This window comes from Spirulina sp. 06S082, assembly GCF_034932145.1.
Taxonomy (GTDB): Bacteria; Cyanobacteriota; Cyanobacteriia; order Cyanobacteriales; family Spirulinaceae; genus CCY15215.
In genome coordinates this window covers 1-16,546 of the sequence record NZ_JAYGHV010000002.1, presented here as the reverse complement: position 1 = coordinate 16,546, position 16,546 = coordinate 1, and the positions used below count along the sequence as shown (strand labels likewise).

The following is a 16,546-nucleotide window of genomic DNA, read 5'->3' as shown; positions in this document are numbered from 1 at the left end:
TAGCGGTTAAATTCTCAGCGATCGCAATCCTGCCAACACAATAGCAATTTTTTCTCTAGTTTACTGCTCGGAAGGAGTTTATACATTAATGGAACTTTAATAAATCTTTATTGTTTTTTCAATTGTTTTTTTAGGGATTTGACTGTTTGCGACGGGTTGCGGCTCGAGCCAGTAAGGAATTGGCGAAGGTAGAAGCCTCTCGGGAGGAGTGTCCTCCTGCTAATTGAGCCAGTTCGTCGCGGCGGCTATCGTGACGTTCCAACCGGGTTACGCCCACTAGGGTACGAGGTTCGCTTTGGGATACTGATAGTTTATCGTCATTTTCTCCATTTTTCTCTGAAGAGAGGGTACTTGTTTTCGGCTTTTCGACTCGCTTATCGACGCGAAAATGGCGATCGGCAAGGGCGGCAATTAAGGGCTGGTGGGTGACACAGAGGATTTGATGAGGGGTACTGAGTTGATGTAGCTTCTCGGCGATCGCCTCGGCGACTTTCCCGGAAACTCCCGCATCGATTTCATCAAATATTAAGGTTTTCTGACTTTTGGAAGGGGCTTCCATTTGCGAAAAACAGGCTTTCAGAGCGAGGAGAAAGCGGCTCATTTCTCCTCCCGAAGCGGTTTCGGAGAGGGGTTGCAAGGGTTCGCCGGGGTTGGGGGAAAAGTAAAATTGGACGCGATCGCCTCCGGTTGCGGTGGGAGCGATCGGGATGAGACGACATTCAAAACGGACTCGATCCATTGCCAGGGGTTTCAGTTCGCCGATCAGTTGTTGGGCGAGGCGTTGGGCGGCGGTTTGGCGCTGTTGGGTCAGGGTTTCACAAGCTACGGTTAAATCTTGATAGCGTTCTTGATAAGTTTGTTCTAAACTTTCAAGGGATTGACCGCGATCGGTGAGTTGTGCGAGTTCAGTTTGCAGATTTTCGTAATAGGCGATCGCATCTTTGAGATCGGGACCATATTTGCGGCACAATTGTTTGAGGTTGCGAATCCGTTCTTCAACTTCTGCTAAACGCTGGGGGTCTGACTCCAAACTATCCCCATAACTGCTCAATTGCTGTCCTGCTTCTACCACTTGAGCGACGGCACTGCGAACCATTTCTAGAATAGATTCTAACTGCCCGTCGTAGCCCTGCATCTCTTCCAGCAAACTTTCTGCTTTTCCCAACCGATCGGCGATCGCTTCTTCCTCACCATCGCTTTGATAGAGGAGTTGATAGCCTTCATAACTGAGGTTTTGTAATTCAACCACGTGGGAGAGGCGATCGCTTTCTTGTTCGAGGTTGTTTAATTCTTCGGGATCTTCGATTTCTGCGGCTTCCAGGTCTTGGAGTTGAAATTTAAGCCAATCAATCCGTTGCAGGCGTTCCTGTTCGGATCTCTGACGTTGTTCTAAGGCATCTTTAGCAGCCTTGGCAGCCTCATAAACCCGTGCAACGACCTCACGGGCGGGCAAGAGGGCATCGCCCCCGTAAGAGTCTAATAACTCCCTCTGGCGGTTGGGGAGCAAAAGCTGTACGGTTTGCCCTTGGGCGGTAATTTCCACGAGGCGATCGCGCAGTTGTGCCATGACGTTACGATTGACAAGAACGCCATTAATGCGCGATCGAGAGCGAAAATGCTTGGCTGTGACGGCTAATTCCCGAGCGCAAATGACGCAGCCTTCTTCAATAGGTTCGATTTCTTGTTCCGTCAGCCAATTGGCGATCGCCTCATCTAGTAAAAATGTTCCTTCGACAACGGCTTTTTGGCTTCCCGTGCGGATAAAACGGCTGGATATTTTGCCCCCCAAAGTGGCATCAATAGCATCGAGAATAATCGATTTTCCCGCCCCCGTTTCCCCCGTCAACACATTCAAACCCTGTCCGAATTCCAATTCGAGGCGATCGATGAGGGCAAAATTTTCAATTCTGAGTGACAATAACATCCTGTTTTTCTCAATCCTTCTGGTTTGGCAAATCTATCCTGTTATATTATGATGTTTTATAGTTGATTGACTAGAGTTAATCTATAGAGTTTCATGAATTTATTCACTATTGGTCATTCTAATCAAGAGATAAATGATTTTATCTTTCTGCTGCAAAAGCATGAAATCACTGCCGTTGCCGATGTGCGATCGCATCCATACAGCCGCTTCTTACCCCATTTCAGTCAAATAGCTTTGAAAAAATATCTAGATCGAGAGGGAATTAAATATGTATTTCTAGGGAAGGAACTAGGAGCAAGAGCAAGTAATCGAGAATGTTATCTTAATGGGAAAGCGGTGTATGAAAAAATTGCTGAAACCCATGAATTTCGAGAAGGAATCAAAAGAATTTTGAAAGGTGTGGAGAAATATAGAATTTCTCTAATGTGTTCTGAGAAAGATCCATTAGACTGTCATCGAGCCATTCTCATCTGTCAGTACCTACGGCATCTCGATTTAGAGATTCATCACATTTTGAAAAACGGTGATTTAGAAACCCATAGCCACTTAGAAAAAAGACTCCTTGAAAAACATGGATTTGGGAATTTTGAGCCTAACTCAAATCAACCGATTCAACTTTCTCTCTTTGTTAGGGATTTACCAACAAAAGAAGAATGTTTAACAAAAGCATATAAAATTCAAGGCGAAAAGATTGCGTATATCGAAAAAAATGGGGGTTATGATGAAGGAGAAAATTGATTTATTCACAATCGGTTTTACAAAAAAAACGGCTCGAGAATTTTTTGAAATACTTGAAAAAGCAGGAGTGAAAAGAATTATAGATACTCGTTTAAACAATGTTTCCCAGTTAGCTGGATTTACAAAAAAATCCGATCTGGCATACTTTCTCAAAAAAATTGCCAATATTGATTACATTCACATTCTCGATCTAGCTCCAACAAAAGATATTCTTGATGAATATAAAAAGAAGAAAGGAGATTGGGAAACTTATGAACAGAATTTTTTGCAACTTATAGCCGATCGCAAAATTGAGACAAAAATATCTCCAGAACAAATTGATGATGCTTGTCTGCTCTGTAGCGAAGCAAAACCGCATAATTGTCATCGTCGTTTAGTTGCACAGTATCTTAATAAAAAGTGGGGAAATATCAATATATGTCATCTCTGAAAAAAATTATCTGTCTGGCTAATTCATGGAAACTCGACGAACGTTGTATTGCTGGACTCAGGTAGAAAAGCTCGAGAAGCAGAAGCAGAGGAAGAAGCAGAGGAAAGGGAGTGGTTAACTCGCTAATTCGATTTGAATCTTATTGCCCGTGGCAAATTCCGTTAATTTGCGTTTATTGGCAGTACCGAAGTTGCGATCGCCGCCTGGAAATGCACAAAATGGATACAGAAACGGCTTAACATTAACTCTAGGCCATAGTCTCCCAGAGCCAATCACCAACAAAGGAACTTTTAATCATGTTGTTATCGAAAGGTTGTGAAATCGAACTCTATACCGGATCGCCTCAAGGGGATATTGTTGGTCTTTCTGACCAGATCGTTAAAAATTTAGACGGTTTTGTGCGCGAACCCGATAATCGTAATGTGGAATATACCACGGCTCCCTATTGCTGTTACGATCGCCTACTCTGTGCCTTAGTGCGTCCGAGACAGCGTTTGAGAACCTATCTGCGATCGCTAGGAGATTACACCATCGTTCCCGGTAGCACCCTCTCCCTAGGAGACACCCGCCAATTTTATCGCTCCGATCCTGGCAATCCTTATCATACTTATATTGAAACGACCTACCACACCAAAGTCGTAACCGCGAGTATCCATCTTAATATCGGTATTTCTGACCCCGAAACTTTGATGCGTGCCTGTCGCCTTTTGCGGGTAGAAGCACCACTTTATTTGGCACTGAGTGCCTCTTCCCCCTTTTTAGATGGCAAAATTACAGGCTACCATTCAACCCGATGGGGAATGTTCCCTAAAACTCCTGCCCAAGTTCCTCTCTTTGCCAGTCACGACCATTATATTCGCTGGACCGAAGAACAATTGGCACTGGGAACCATGCAAAATGTTCGACATCTCTGGCTGTCGGTACGTCCCAATGGCGATCGCCGTCCTTACGATCTCAACCGTCTCGAACTGCGAATTTGCGATCTGGTTATCGATCCAATTGCTCTATTATCCATTCTCGCTTTTCTCGAGGTGCGTTTGTTGCAACTTCAAGAACAACTTGACCTCGATCCCCTCCTTCTCAGTTCCTTTACTGCGGAAGAACTCATGGATCTCGCCGATGCTAATGAAATTGCCGTAGCGCGTCACAGCTTAGACGCTCAATTACAGCATTGGCAGGATGGGAGAACTATTTCTGCACGAGATTGGATTGAAGAACTATACGACGAAACAAGCCTTCTCGCCAAACAACGGGGTTTGAGTTGTTTTCTCTCTCCTCTCCGCAAAATTCTGCGGGAAGGGAATGAGGCTCAAAGATGGCTGACCCAATTAGAACAAGGACTCTCCCCTCGGGAAATTCTCCTTCGCAGCATTCAACAGGCAGAACAACAAGAACGCGAATTAGCAGATAAACTCTGTCAACTGATGGCCGCTTGATCCCAATTAATCCCTAAACTTTGCCTTTTGCCTAGTACGATACCGCCAATCGATCGCTTGACAGCAGGGCGATCGATTGTTGAAATTTACTTATAACTCTGATATGAACAAACTGATGATTCAAGACTTGACTTTTTTCTCCCTCCATTGTTTATTTTCCGTTCCTCGTTCTCTTCATTAAATTAACAAGACTTTACAAATACTAATCAATCGTTCCTTGCCGTCGGCTCTGAAAAAAAGAGATATAGGAACAATTACTCTTCGAGTCAGTATTTCCTACCAGTAATTAATCCGTTCCCATGCCCAAGATTGTTCTCGTTCAACCCCAAATTCCTCCCAATACCGGAAATATCGCCAGAACCTGCGCGGCAACTGAAACTCCACTTCATTTAGTTGCCCCTCTTGGCTTTGAGATTAGCGATCGCCACCTCAAAAGAGCGGGTTTGGATTACTGGCCTTATGTCGATATCCATTACCACGCAGATATCGAACAGTTTGATCGGGTTTGCTCTGAGGCAGGAGGTCGCACCCTCGGACTTAGCGTTCGCGGCGATCGCAGTTATGCAGATTTTGCCTTTCGCGAAGATGATTGGTTGTTATTTGGCAGCGAAACTTCAGGTTTATCGCCGCAAATTCTTGACAAATGTAACACAACACTATACATTCCCATGACTCAGAAAGGAGTTCGGAGTCTCAATTTAGCCAATAGCGTTGCGATCGTCTTATTTGAAGCGCGGAGACAATTGGGTTATCTCCACTCAGGCGATCGGACAAGGCGATCGGAATCAGATTGAGAACAAAATCTTTTTATTGCTTTATCGTTTTAAAGCACTCGAAAAGAAATCTAGACTCAAGTGCTTGCAAATACTGTAAATAAAGGAATTTATCTTGTCTAATTTGATTGTCAAGACTATTGAATATCTCAATAGTTATAAAGTAGAACTAAAAATAATGAGACTTGAGTGGACGAAAAAAGACAAGATGACAGAGAATTTAGTAATACACTATACAAAAACCAAAAAGTTTAATAAGAAATTTCTATATCTGCTCTTTTCGGGACTTGTCGATTTTTGCAAAGTTAGCGTAGAGTAATCATCAACTCCTTGCTATTCAGGACATAAACTACATCCCAAGGTCTGGCGATTCCTGAATCGTTCGATCCGGACAGTAGGGTTGAGATGGGGTAAGTTGTTTTAACGCTCCCATCTCGATCGCACCCAAAACAAATTTGACTTGTTTGGAAAAGCAGAGTAATCTTACCTAGGTCACTCAATTTACTGAACTTTCAGCGATCGCCATCGCGCTTTTGGGAACAATGATGAGCAGGAGTTGCATTGTCAGCCGTGTTTAATCAAATGTCTCAATCGTAAAAGTCAATCGCTCATTACAACTAGGAGGTTGTTGTTGATATCCTCTCACGCACAAAACCATAAATCTATTCCTTCCGGTTCGGTGAATTCCTTGCAAAATTCTTCCCAACCCATTACTAAGGAAGCCAACGCCCCCAGAAGCAATTCCAGCGAAGCCGCCCGCCGTGCTAGTGCTGCCGTCTTAGGAATTGCCGCTCTCTCAATGGGCGCAACGGCTGGCGTACTTTTACCCAGTCAGACTAAAGCAGCAATCGCCACAGAAGCCGCGATCGCTAATGCTCAAATTCCTTTACAGGCTTTATCTGAAGCCAAATCTGAGGCAACTGCGCCTAGTGCGATCGCCCCGAAAAGGATTGAGGCTATTTCCGAAACGAAAACGGAAATGAAAACGGAACAGACAACACCCGTACCTTATGTTGTTGCCTCTCCAATTATCGAGCATAAAGTTGAGCAAGGAGATACCCTTTGGGAAATTTCCAAGGATTATGGGACTAACCCAGAAACGATTGCCGCTTCCAATGCCCTTGAATCTGAAGAGGTTCTAGCTGTCGGACAAACTTTAAAAATTCCCGCCATTAGTGGCGCGAGTGAAGAGAGTTCCAAGGCCGATGCTCTTCAAGAAACAAGTAAAACATCCTTCATTTCCACAGCAAACAATACAGACGAGAACGAATCTTCGACTCGTAAAGATTTAAGCAAATCTCCTGAATCTACCGACACATTAAAAACGCCTCAAGCAATCGCGCCTACCGCTAGGAAAAGTTCGGTGGTTGTTCCCCGAGAAGCGATCGCGGCTACGACTCAAGAAAATGGGGCAGTTGTGGGTATTAAATCCGCAAGCTCTACCATTGTGCCAACGGTTAATCTCGATTCCGCTAAACAAGCAGAAAGCCAAGCCGTGAGCTTATCTGCTGTTACGGGAGCCGTTTATCGCGTTCGCGTTGGAGATACCCTCCAGACCATTGCCGACGGTCATGGTATCTTGGTCTCCGAGTTGATGCAAAGTAATGAAATTAGCGATCCTCGCTTGCTGCAAGTCGATCGCGAATTGAAAATTCCTCGCTCTCGGGAAGTCCGCGATCGCGTCAGTCAATCTCCCACTGTGGTTGATGTCACGGAGACTTCCGAACCGACTTTGATTGCCCAAACGACAACCCAAGCACGAATCCCATCTATTGATTCCGATGATGCTCGTTTAGAGCAACTCAAGAACGATATTATGCGGCTGCGGGAAGAATATCGCCAACAGCAGAACGGAGTTACGGCTCCCGTATCTTCTCAACCCAGGGTTTCGACTCGGCCTGTAGCAGAAGTTCCTGCTGCACCCACTGCGATCGAGCGTAATTCTTTATCAAAACCGACTCTGACGGTTCCGGTTGAAGATCGCCGTCAAAATCGGAGTCGCAATCAAAATCCTCCTCTTACCCCGTCAACAGAGCGGTCTAACGGTTCTGAAACACCTTTAGTTGCCACGGCTCCGGCTCCATCACAAGGATATAACCGCCTCTCGCAAATGCCGGCGGGACAAACCGTAGAACCCCAAATTCCCCCTTTAGAGGATCGCGATCGCTACTTACCCGATAGCCCTCAAGTCTTTAACGGCTATATGTGGCCAGCTCGCGGAACCCTAACTTCTGGCTACGGACCTCGTTGGGGACGGATGCACAAAGGGATTGACATTGCGGCTCCTACGGGAACCCCTGTCTATGCAGCCGGCTCTGGTGAAGTTGTCTCAGCCGGTTGGAATTCTGGCGGTTATGGCAATTTGGTGGATATTCGTCACCCCGATGGCAGTTTGACCCGCTATGCTCATAACAGCAAAATTCTGGTTCGTCAAGGCGAACGGGTTGAGCAAGGTCAACAAATTTCCCTGATGGGTAGCACGGGCTTTAGCACGGGACCTCACCTGCACTTTGAGGTTCACCCTTCCGGAAGCGGTGCAGCGAATCCAATGGCGTTTTTACCCAGAAATCGCTAAATTGATTCCTTTGAATCCAGAATTTTAATTTAAAAAACGAGTAAGTTTTTCTTACTCGTTTTCTTTCTGGGTAGCTAAATTCATAAAAATTGTGTTATCATAGTTAAGGCAAAAAAAGAAAGGCTCGGTAGCTCAGTTGGTTAGAGCAGGGGACTCATAAGCCCAAGGTCGGCAGTTCAAATCTGCCTCGAGCCATTGAAATGTTTGGGGTTGCACTATCATCAAGCAATACTGGGAACATCGGGATGTTGTTAGGCGATCGTATAATTAAATGCGTCTTTACCTCTCGATTTTCATGGGAACTTTTATGCGTCAATATTGGCAGTTTATCTCTACTGTTCTCGGTGTTATTTTTCGTCATCCCATCGCCGGCGCAACCCTGATTCCCCTATTACCCGACGATCGCATCATCTTAGTTCGTCGCCGAGATACAGGAACATGGGGACTACCTGGGGGAATTATTGATTGGGGAGAAGACTTAAAAACCGCAGCAAGGCGAGAATTAAAAGAAGAAACAGGATTAGAAGTTGTTGAATTTGGTCGCTTGGTTGGCATTTATTCTTCCCGCGATCGCGATCCGAGAATTCATTCAATTAGTCTGCTATTAGAAGTTCGTGCCACAGGAACTTTAAAAGTGGAAGATACCCTCGAAATTTCAGAAGCGCGGGCTTTTTCCCGAGCAGAATTGCCATTAGGAACTCTCAGTCACGATCACGATCGCCAACTCCAAGATTATCTCGATGGTTTAACCACTATTGCTTAATTAGGGTTTGCTGAAAAGAGATAAAAAGATTGCTGTGTAAGGCTTAGAGAAACAAAAAAATAGAATTAAATGGGATAAAAAGGGGTAAAATAGAGAAAAACCCCGCATTTTTACGAACAGATGTACAGAAAAAGAGAGCAAACAGATAACCAAGGAGAAACATTTGAATTCCTTTTGGAGGGAAAGTTATGTGAAGAGAGACAAAATAAGTTGGGATAATTTCAATGAAAGTGGAGATTTAAAAGCACAAGTAGAAGCCTACAAAGAATTTACAGGACATTATCCCGAATCAGTTCATGTTGATAAGATATATCGTACAAGAGCGAATCGAGCTTGGTGCAAGGAGAGAGAGATTAGAATCAGTGGAGTGCCTTTAGGAAGGCCGCCAAAAAATGTTAGTAAAGAAGCGAAAAAACAAGCAAGAGAAGATGAAAAAATCCGCAACAGAATCGAGGGAAAGTTTGGGCAAGGTAAACGAAGATTTAGTCTCGATCGCGTCATGGCTAAACTTTCTAATACCTCAGAAACTGCCATTGCCATTACTTTTTTGGTCATGAATCTCGTCACCCTGCTTCGGCAGGTTTTTTGTCTTCTTTTTTGTCAATTTTTCTGGAATCGTAAGATAGTAATCTATGCAGTCCTGCAATATACCGAGAATAGTGCCAGGCTTTCAAGCGTAATGAGTCTCCAAAACGTAAGGGCTATCTGTGGGATGGATTTTTAAATCCTAGTGTATTTATTAGCTATCTACTAGAGATTGTTTTTCTTTTGCTCTTATCTCTGTTGAAATTACCTTGAAGTATCGATCGCTTTGATTACTTGGCTAACTCTCATTTTTGAGTTTTAGAATTTAGATTGATTTTAAATTCTGTTCTCGTAATGCTTCAATAATGCGAATATTGGCTTTAGGAAAAGGAAATTGGTCGATTTCATCTAAAGTCACCCAGCGAATTTCTTGACACTCGATCGCCTGGGGTTCCCCTCCCAAATAGCGACAATAATGAACATTAAGAGTAATGCGAAAATGAGTATAAGCATGATCGAGGGTAATTAAATGCTCTCTCACCTCAATTTCAATCCCCAACTCTTCTAAAATTTCTCGTTTAATACACTCTTCAACGGTTTCATTTTCCTCGATCTTCCCCCCAGGAAACTCCCATAACCCGCCTAATAGCCCTTCATCCAAACGGCGATCGATGAGAATGTGTCCCCGTTCGTTACGAATCACGGCAACACCAATATTCTTGTGAGGTAAAGGCTTTGCTTTTTCTTTCATGGGTAATTGCGATTGAAGTCCTTGTGAATAAGCCTGACACTGTTGTTGCCAGGGACAAAGGAGACAAGTGGGATTTTTGGGAGTACAAACCGTTGCACCCAAATCCATGATGGCTTGATTAAAATCCCGAGGGTTAGCGCGATCGAGGAGGCGATCGGACAACGACCATAAAGCGTTTGTTGCTTTTGCCGTCGGTATCGGCAATGCACTTAAACGAGCCAAAACTCGTTTGACATTCCCATCTAAAATCGAGATGGGTTGATTAAATGCTGCACTGAGAATGCCCCCTGCTGTGGTTCGACCGACTCCAGGTAACTTTAATACCGCTTCTAAGGAATCAGGAAACTTGCCCTCATATCTCTCTAAAATTTGCTGGGCAGCTTTATGGAGATTGCGACCCCGAGCGTAATAGCCCAAACCTTCCCAGGCTTTGAGAACGGTTTGTCCGTCGGCTGCGGCTAAAACTTCAACGGTGGGAAAACGCTTCAACCATCGTTGATAGTAAGGAATGACGGTTTTCACTTGCGTTTGTTGCAGCATGATCTCCGAAATCCAAATTTTATAAGCATCGCTGCTTTCTCCTCGCCAGGGAAGCGTCCGACCCTGCTGGCGATACCATGCTAACAGCGATCGCCGCAATTCCGACTCAGCCAAAACTGACAGACGGGTTTCCCAGTCTGTCAGCTTTAGTGAAGAACGGCGATCGCTCATGGGTTAACTCGCCAAGTATTCCCGCACGGCTCCTCGACGCTGGCGCAATTTCTTCAGGGCTTCTCGTTCCAATTGTCGGACTCGTTCCCGACTAATCCCGAGTTGCGTTCCGATTTTGGCCAAGGTTAAAGGCTGTCCGTCCCGCAAACCGTAACGCAAAGCGATGACTTCACGCTGTTGAGGGGTCAGATCTACCATTAACTTTTCCAAGTCCAATTGCAAGGAAGATTGGGTGGCGAACTCCTCGGGGGATTGTCCGTCATCTTCGAGCAGTTCTCCCAATTCGGTGTCTTGGTTGTCTCCCACCCGTAAATCCAAGGATAAGGGGTGACGCGCCCGTTCTAAGCACTCCCGCACTTGTTGGGGGGTGAGATCCAATTCCTTGCCCAATTCGGGGATAGTCGCTGCTCGTCCCAATTTTTGGGTCAATTGACGTTGAGCTTTCTTGATTTTATTCAGTTTTTCGGTGATGTGAATGGGTAGGCGAATCATGCGGCTTTTTTCCGCGATCGCCCGAGTGATGGCCTGACGAATCCACCAGTAAGCGTAGGTCGAGAAACGAAAGCCTTTGGTGGGGTCGAATTTTTCTACCCCGCGCTGCATTCCGATGGTGCCTTCTTGAATCAAGTCTAATAAATCGAGATTGCGCTTGATATATTTTTTGGCCACGGAAACAACTAGGCGCAGGTTCGCTTCCACCATTTTGTTCTTCGCCATTTCCCCAGCGTCTACAATGCGCCGTACTTCTGCTGGGGTCATTTCGGCAGCTTTCGCCCAGGCTTCCAGGCTCAGTTCGTTTTCTTGTTGGCTTTCGCGCTCTTCTTTGATTTGTTGCAGAGCGATCGCTTTTTGTATCCGCTTGGCCAGGACAATTTCTTCCTCATGACTCAGTAAGGGAACGCGACCGATTTCTCGCAAGTAGGTCCGAACGGGATCGGTGGAGTTTTTCGCAGTTTTCATGGCATTTGGGTAGAAATCAATGGCACTTGAGTTAACGTCGCGTTTAGATGTTTTCTGAGAATTCTCGACGTTAAAATTAATAATTCTTTGGATTCCTTATTCAGGAAATCGAGAATCAATGGCAAGAATAAATTGTCGCGAACTTTTCATTCTATCACACGAACCCCCACATTGAGTTAATTATTTTTTGTTTGCTCTCAGCTTCCTGAGAAATCCCCTTTTGACTGTCCTCTTCATGGCTACCTTGAGGGCAAGTTGCCGAAGCTCAATATTAAGTATTGTAACATTTATGAAAAAAATGGCAGCAAAAGAGAACAAATTGTCAGAGAGTTGGCGATCGCCAAAATATCCCAACCTAAAGAATATTCCCAGCAATGGGAGAAAATCGTTTATTGGCCTCCAAGTTTTTTATGATTTAGAGAACAAGGTGTGGGACATTATCATCTCTCTTGGGGAGAAAAGGCAAAGTTTATGAGAGACGAAGACAAAAGTAAAGAACAACTCATTAAAGAGGCGATCGCCCTCCGTCGGCGTATTGCCGCTCTCGAAGCGCTTTGCTCGACCCATGAGCCGTTTTCTTTTATACTACAAGATGATGATACAAGTATAACACAAAAATATGAAACCACAACAGAAGCCCTGTTTAATTTGAACGAACGGCTGTTAGCAGATGCGACCAGATTGGCCAAAGCAGGGGAAACCCTGCGGGTTGCCAAGGATCAGCTTGAGTCGGTGCTGGCTGCGGTGCCGGGGATGGTGTCTTGGATCAGTGCGGATTTGAATTATTTGGGGGTGAATGACCATTTGGCCGATTTATTTGGCTTAACACCGGATGATTTTATTGGCAAAAATATCGGTTTTTTAGGGGCAGGTTCGGATTTTAATAATTTCGTGCGGGATTTTTTCAAAAGTCCGATGCGCGATCGCTTTGGGGAAATTGTCTCGGATATTAGTGGGACTTCTCGGCACTATTTAATTGTGGCTCAGAAATACAACCGCGATCGCGCTGCTTTTATTGTGGGTATTGATATTACAAAACGACAACAAACTTTAGAGGTCCTACAGCGTTTGGCCACTTTTGACGGCTTGACGCAAATCGCCAATCGCCGTTGTTTTGATGAAACCTTGGAGCGAGAATGGCGGCGCATGGTGCGAGAAGAGGAACCACTGTCTCTAATATTGTGCGATATCGATTATTTCAAACTGTATAACGATACTTACGGGCATCAAGCTGGAGATAGTTGCTTGCAAAAAGTGGCGGCGGCGATCGCCGAAGTTGCTCAACGTCCTGGAGATTTAGTCGCCCGCTATGGTGGGGAGGAGTTCGCCCTCATTTTACCGAGTACCCCCTCCTATGGAGCCGTTACCGTGGCTAAGAGTATTCGTAAATCCCTAAAAAAATTGCAAATCCTCCACGAGAAATCGCGATCGGGACAATATGTTACTATTAGTGTTGGTATTGCTAGTTTAATTCCCACAACCAGAAGCACTGCTGAAGGGTTGCTCAAATCAGCCGATCGCGCCCTCTATCAAGCCAAGAAAGAAGGGCGCGATCGCATTATTGTCTCTTCGGGGTTGCAACCCCATTAACAGTTATCAGTTAACAATCGTCTCTCGCTGTTGACATCATACCGATGCCGCTAAAGAGTGAAAAAATGTCCCGCGATCGCCACGGTATTTGTTTTCATGCCCCATATATCAGTGGTATAGAGACTGAACAAAACATAATTTTGACGACGGCTATAACTATTAATTAATGGTTGGGTAGCAATTTCAGGAGGCAACGTACCGAGGGTTCCACAAACTACTTTAGCGGGAAGAGCAATGGGGTCTTGTTTGCATGACTTTTCCTGAAAATTCCACGCTGCGTGTTTGAGATAATCTTCTTTATCGGGATTGGCGATCGCTAACATACTCGCAATTCCCACCAGCACGGCAAATTTCATCGTTCCTTTCATCGTAATCTCCTATCCAGTTCAATCAATGAAATCATTTTAGAATTTTCACCCTTGGGAGAATAGGGTTTTTCTTCCTCAATATTGTGTTATTTTATGTCACTAATCTTTCAGTTTTCATAAAAAATACCCCAAAGAGAGGGGTAAAATATAATAATTTATCTTTTTTTACAATACAAATAGCGAGATTGATTTTAGTACAACTCCGGACAAAACTCGCGCCCCCATTCAGCTAAACCCGCTTCAGGGTTTTCCAATTGACGATTAAGCAGATCGATAATACCCGACATTTTGTTTAACAAATCGAAAACAACAATATTACAGGGTTTGGCATTTTTATCTAAAAAACTGCTCGTATTGGCATCCAGTTTAAGATAAAACTTAGGATCTCGATTGATATCGCTCCCGAAACCAACAATGACAATTTTCAATTCGTCTTGACTGTTCAATTTACGACAAGTTGTTTCAACGAATTTCTCAAATTGATCGGGATCGTCAAGAACACCATCAGTATAAATAATCACAAATCCACCTTGATTATTCCGTGTTCCAAACCATTGATCGACAACTTGCGTTATTGTTGGAGTAACGAAAGTGTTACTATCAGGGTTATTTTCCGCAAAAATATCAGCAACTTCTGCATCATCGTAAATTACACGAGAAACAGTAGCAGGGCGATTGGGACTGAATAAAGTTAGTGTAATATCGTCACAAATTTTCTCACCATTCATTCCTTGATGCTTGAGAATATTATAAACATGACTTTCAATGACTTCTGGAATCGCTTCCCAACGCCGTTTTTTGTTAAACAAATCATCTCGTTTGGCCATTGAGCCACTTTGATCGATAAGCATATAGACTTTACGGTTGTAAATTTTTGAACTAGCCATCTTAGGCCTCCGTTGTTTGAGTTGATTTTGCGTTTTTTCTACCCATTTTAAGGTAAAAATTTGTTGATAAATCGAGTTGGCAATTTGTAGAATTTTTTCCGATTGAATTACCAAACCCGATATGAGTAAATCTGTCTGCGATCGCGAGTTTTCATCTTTTTGAATCGATCGCCCTTGCAAAATTTGTGCGTATAGATTTAAAGTGTAACACTTGCGATCGAGATCGTTAGGATCGCCTCGAATGAGAAAATTGGTAACTTGTTCACAGTGAGATCGCAAAAGTGAATATTTTGTAGATATCTCCTTATTAACTAAATTTTGAATTCGCTTTTTTAAGTCTCCTTCATTTCTCATTCTATCATTTTGAGTCATTTTATGGCATAAAAGAATTGTTAAAAAAGGTTTTCCTCGAGTCCAGTACATAATTTCTTGCAAAACGAGATTAGGTTTTGAGCTAGTTTTTTTTAACCCAGCAAGCAAGCATTGACAATCATTATTCTGAAAGCTATTTAGTTCTACAATCTTAGACTTTTCCTCGGTTGCTCTCAAATCAAGACAAAAATCATCAGGATGCACAACTCCTAAAAAAACGAACTTGAGTCGTCTTAACAGATTTGCTTCAAGATTGGATAAACTTTGAATAAATGTAACCAAACTTTCTTGGAGATTCCAGTTCAATATATGTTGAATGTCATCAATAAAAATTATTAAAGTGCGATCGCCAATCCCAGCAAGTATTCGCTGTAAAAATTCGCTGCATTTTTGTAGAGGATAATTTTGGCTATTTCTTGTCCAAAAAGCATTCAATTCATTGGTAATCTCGATCTGTTGTGCGGTTAGTCTTTCGCAAACGATTTGTAATAATCTGAAATAGAAGAAATCTTCTGAAATTAGTTCCTCGGATTGCTTCAACTCAATTTGAATCGTAATACAGCGAACATTTTTGGCTTTAGATATTTTGTAAGCTGTCTTTTCCATCAAACTCGATTTTCCCATTTGTGGTGCTGCAAAAATATAGCAAATGGAGGACTTAACGCGATCGCTTGTCAAAAACTGCCAGAGTTCTGCATCTGCTTTTCGCTCTACATAGATTAAAGAATTCGGGTGTAATTTTTGACCTTTTGCACCTTGTTCAAAAGAGCGTCCTAAGAATCTCTCGATCGCAGAATAAAAAATTACATCCATAGGATTATACTTTGAGTTAAACATTAAGATCTCCTTGTTGGATTATCGTCATTCTTATTAAGATCGCGATCGCTGGATGACTTTAGGCGATCGGCAATATCGTCCCATACTTTTTGTATTGCTTCTGTTACCAATTTAAACAAAGAAAAGGGCATGGGAAACAACGTTCTTATATAATCTCCTCGATCTTCGTTAGAGAGTACAGGGACATCTTCCCAAGAATCCTCTTCGGTTTCTATTAGTTTGGATAAACTTCGCCAAACTCCCGATCGCGCGAAAGTTTCTCTTTCTTTAAAACCCGTAACAACAACTAAAGCACCACGCTGAGATGGGAGAGAATATTTTTTCAATTCCTCTGCTAATTCGGTACGTAATTTGGGGATATTTTTGCCAATTTTTGGGGTTGTATCGGGTGGATCGTTTGCAAATGACTCGGAAGCAGGAACTTCCAACAATTTCAGCAGATCGGAACGAGAAACTTGAAAGCCATATTCTCGCGCATCCGATCGCACCTCGAGTTCGAGATCGCTGTATACTGGTTGATGAATTTCTTCAATTTTGCGATCGTCAAGTTCCAAAGCATTACACATTGTAATAAATTCTTTGTAATGGATTGGTTCACCCTTCAAGAAACGATCGATCGTATCTGAATTCAACTTAAATCTTGTTGCAAAATCTTGTTGATTGGTAAAATCTTTCACCAAAATTACTTGAATTTCATTCAGATATTCATCCTTAATTTTAATTGATTCAGGGTCTTTAAGTAAAGCCACTGCTGCACCAATTTCTTTGGTTAGCAAGTTTAATTTGTCTGGGTTTAAAGCGCGAGTAGCTATATAACGCAAACTCTGTTCATTTTCCTCTGTATTCTCTCCCACCCAAACCAAATCGATCCGAATTTGTCGAGCAAGAAAATCAATACGATAGCCT

14 protein-coding genes, 1 tRNA gene and 2 pseudogenes are annotated in these 16,546 nt (G+C 43.3%); 11 read left to right on the top strand and 6 right to left on the bottom strand.

The window, feature by feature from the left end; translation table 11 throughout:
- Positions 1–130 precede the first annotated feature (130 nt).
- On the bottom strand, positions 131–1,924 hold the full coding sequence (gene recN, locus VB714_RS00360; protein WP_323220039.1) for a DNA repair protein RecN: 1,794 nt from the start codon (positions 1,922–1,924) through the stop codon (positions 131–133).
- Positions 1,925–2,017: 93 nt separating this feature from the next.
- On the opposite strand from recN, the gene VB714_RS00355 reads away from it, so the two are divergent.
- The 9 genes and pseudogenes from VB714_RS00355 to VB714_RS00315 form a co-directional block, all read left to right on the top strand.
- Positions 2,018–2,662: a DUF488 domain-containing protein gene (locus VB714_RS00355; protein ID WP_323220037.1), complete on the top strand. Its 645-nt coding sequence runs from the start codon at positions 2,018–2,020 to the stop codon at positions 2,660–2,662.
- On the top strand, positions 2,646–3,092 hold the full coding sequence (locus VB714_RS00350) for a DUF488 family protein (protein WP_416309568.1): 447 nt from the start codon (positions 2,646–2,648) through the stop codon (positions 3,090–3,092). Before VB714_RS00355 ends, VB714_RS00350 begins: the two co-directional genes overlap by 17 nt.
- Before the next feature lie 110 nt (positions 3,093–3,202).
- Positions 3,203–3,331: a hypothetical protein gene (locus tag VB714_RS00345; protein WP_323220033.1), complete on the top strand. Its 129-nt coding sequence runs from the start codon at positions 3,203–3,205 to the stop codon at positions 3,329–3,331.
- 57 nt (positions 3,332–3,388) lie between these two features.
- On the top strand, positions 3,389–4,528 hold the full coding sequence (gene gshA / locus VB714_RS00340; RefSeq protein ID WP_323220031.1) for a glutamate--cysteine ligase: 1,140 nt from the start codon (positions 3,389–3,391) through the stop codon (positions 4,526–4,528).
- 299 nt (positions 4,529–4,827) lie between these two features.
- Complete coding sequence (locus tag VB714_RS00335) at positions 4,828–5,322, top strand: tRNA (cytidine(34)-2'-O)-methyltransferase (protein ID WP_323220030.1); 495 nt, start codon at positions 4,828–4,830, stop codon at positions 5,320–5,322.
- 610 nt (positions 5,323–5,932) lie between these two features.
- Positions 5,933–7,876 carry a peptidoglycan DD-metalloendopeptidase family protein gene (locus VB714_RS00330; protein WP_323220028.1) on the top strand — a complete coding sequence of 648 codons (1,944 nt, stop codon included), beginning with the start codon at positions 5,933–5,935 and terminating at the stop codon, positions 7,874–7,876.
- 121 nt (positions 7,877–7,997) lie between these two features.
- Positions 7,998–8,071: transfer RNA gene (locus VB714_RS00325), tRNA-Met, on the top strand.
- A gap of 112 nt (positions 8,072–8,183) precedes the next feature.
- Positions 8,184–8,639 (top strand): NUDIX domain-containing protein, encoded by a 456-nt coding sequence (locus VB714_RS00320; protein WP_416309567.1) that lies wholly within the window; start codon positions 8,184–8,186, stop codon positions 8,637–8,639.
- A 181-nt stretch (positions 8,640–8,820) separates the two neighbouring features.
- A pseudogene (locus VB714_RS00315) lies at positions 8,821–9,363 on the top strand (transposase); the annotation flags it as partial.
- A 126-nt stretch (positions 9,364–9,489) separates the two neighbouring features.
- On the opposite strand, the gene mutY reads toward VB714_RS00315, so the two are convergent.
- Positions 9,490–10,626, bottom strand: coding sequence for an A/G-specific adenine glycosylase (gene mutY / locus VB714_RS00310; RefSeq protein WP_323220024.1), 1,137 nt, complete (start codon positions 10,624–10,626; stop codon positions 9,490–9,492).
- A gap of 3 nt (positions 10,627–10,629) precedes the next feature.
- Positions 10,630–11,586, bottom strand: coding sequence for an RNA polymerase sigma factor, RpoD/SigA family (locus VB714_RS00305; RefSeq protein WP_323220021.1), 957 nt, complete (start codon positions 11,584–11,586; stop codon positions 10,630–10,632).
- Positions 11,587–11,884: 298 nt separating this feature from the next.
- On the opposite strand from VB714_RS00305, the gene VB714_RS00300 reads away from it, so the two are divergent.
- Together VB714_RS00300 and VB714_RS00295 are read left to right on the top strand one after the other, a co-directional pair.
- Entirely contained in the window at positions 11,885–12,061 is a 177-nt protein-coding gene (locus VB714_RS00300) for a hypothetical protein (protein ID WP_323220019.1), read from the top strand.
- Complete coding sequence (locus VB714_RS00295; protein WP_323220017.1) at positions 12,058–13,176, top strand: diguanylate cyclase; 1,119 nt, start codon at positions 12,058–12,060, stop codon at positions 13,174–13,176. Before VB714_RS00300 ends, VB714_RS00295 begins: the two co-directional genes overlap by 4 nt.
- Positions 13,177–13,226: 50 nt before the next feature.
- Here VB714_RS00295 and VB714_RS00290 read toward each other — a convergent pair whose 3' ends face one another.
- The 3 genes and pseudogenes from VB714_RS00290 to VB714_RS00280 form a co-directional block, all read right to left on the bottom strand.
- Positions 13,227–13,544 carry a DUF4359 domain-containing protein gene (locus VB714_RS00290; RefSeq protein ID WP_323220016.1) on the bottom strand — a complete coding sequence of 106 codons (318 nt, stop codon included), beginning with the start codon at positions 13,542–13,544 and terminating at the stop codon, positions 13,227–13,229.
- A gap of 191 nt (positions 13,545–13,735) precedes the next feature.
- A complete protein-coding gene (locus VB714_RS00285; RefSeq protein WP_323220015.1) occupies positions 13,736–15,616 on the bottom strand; it encodes an AAA-like domain-containing protein in 1,881 nt (626 codons plus the stop codon).
- 23 nt (positions 15,617–15,639) lie between these two features.
- Positions 15,640–16,546 (bottom strand): annotated as a pseudogene (locus tag VB714_RS00280) (hypothetical protein); the annotation flags it as partial.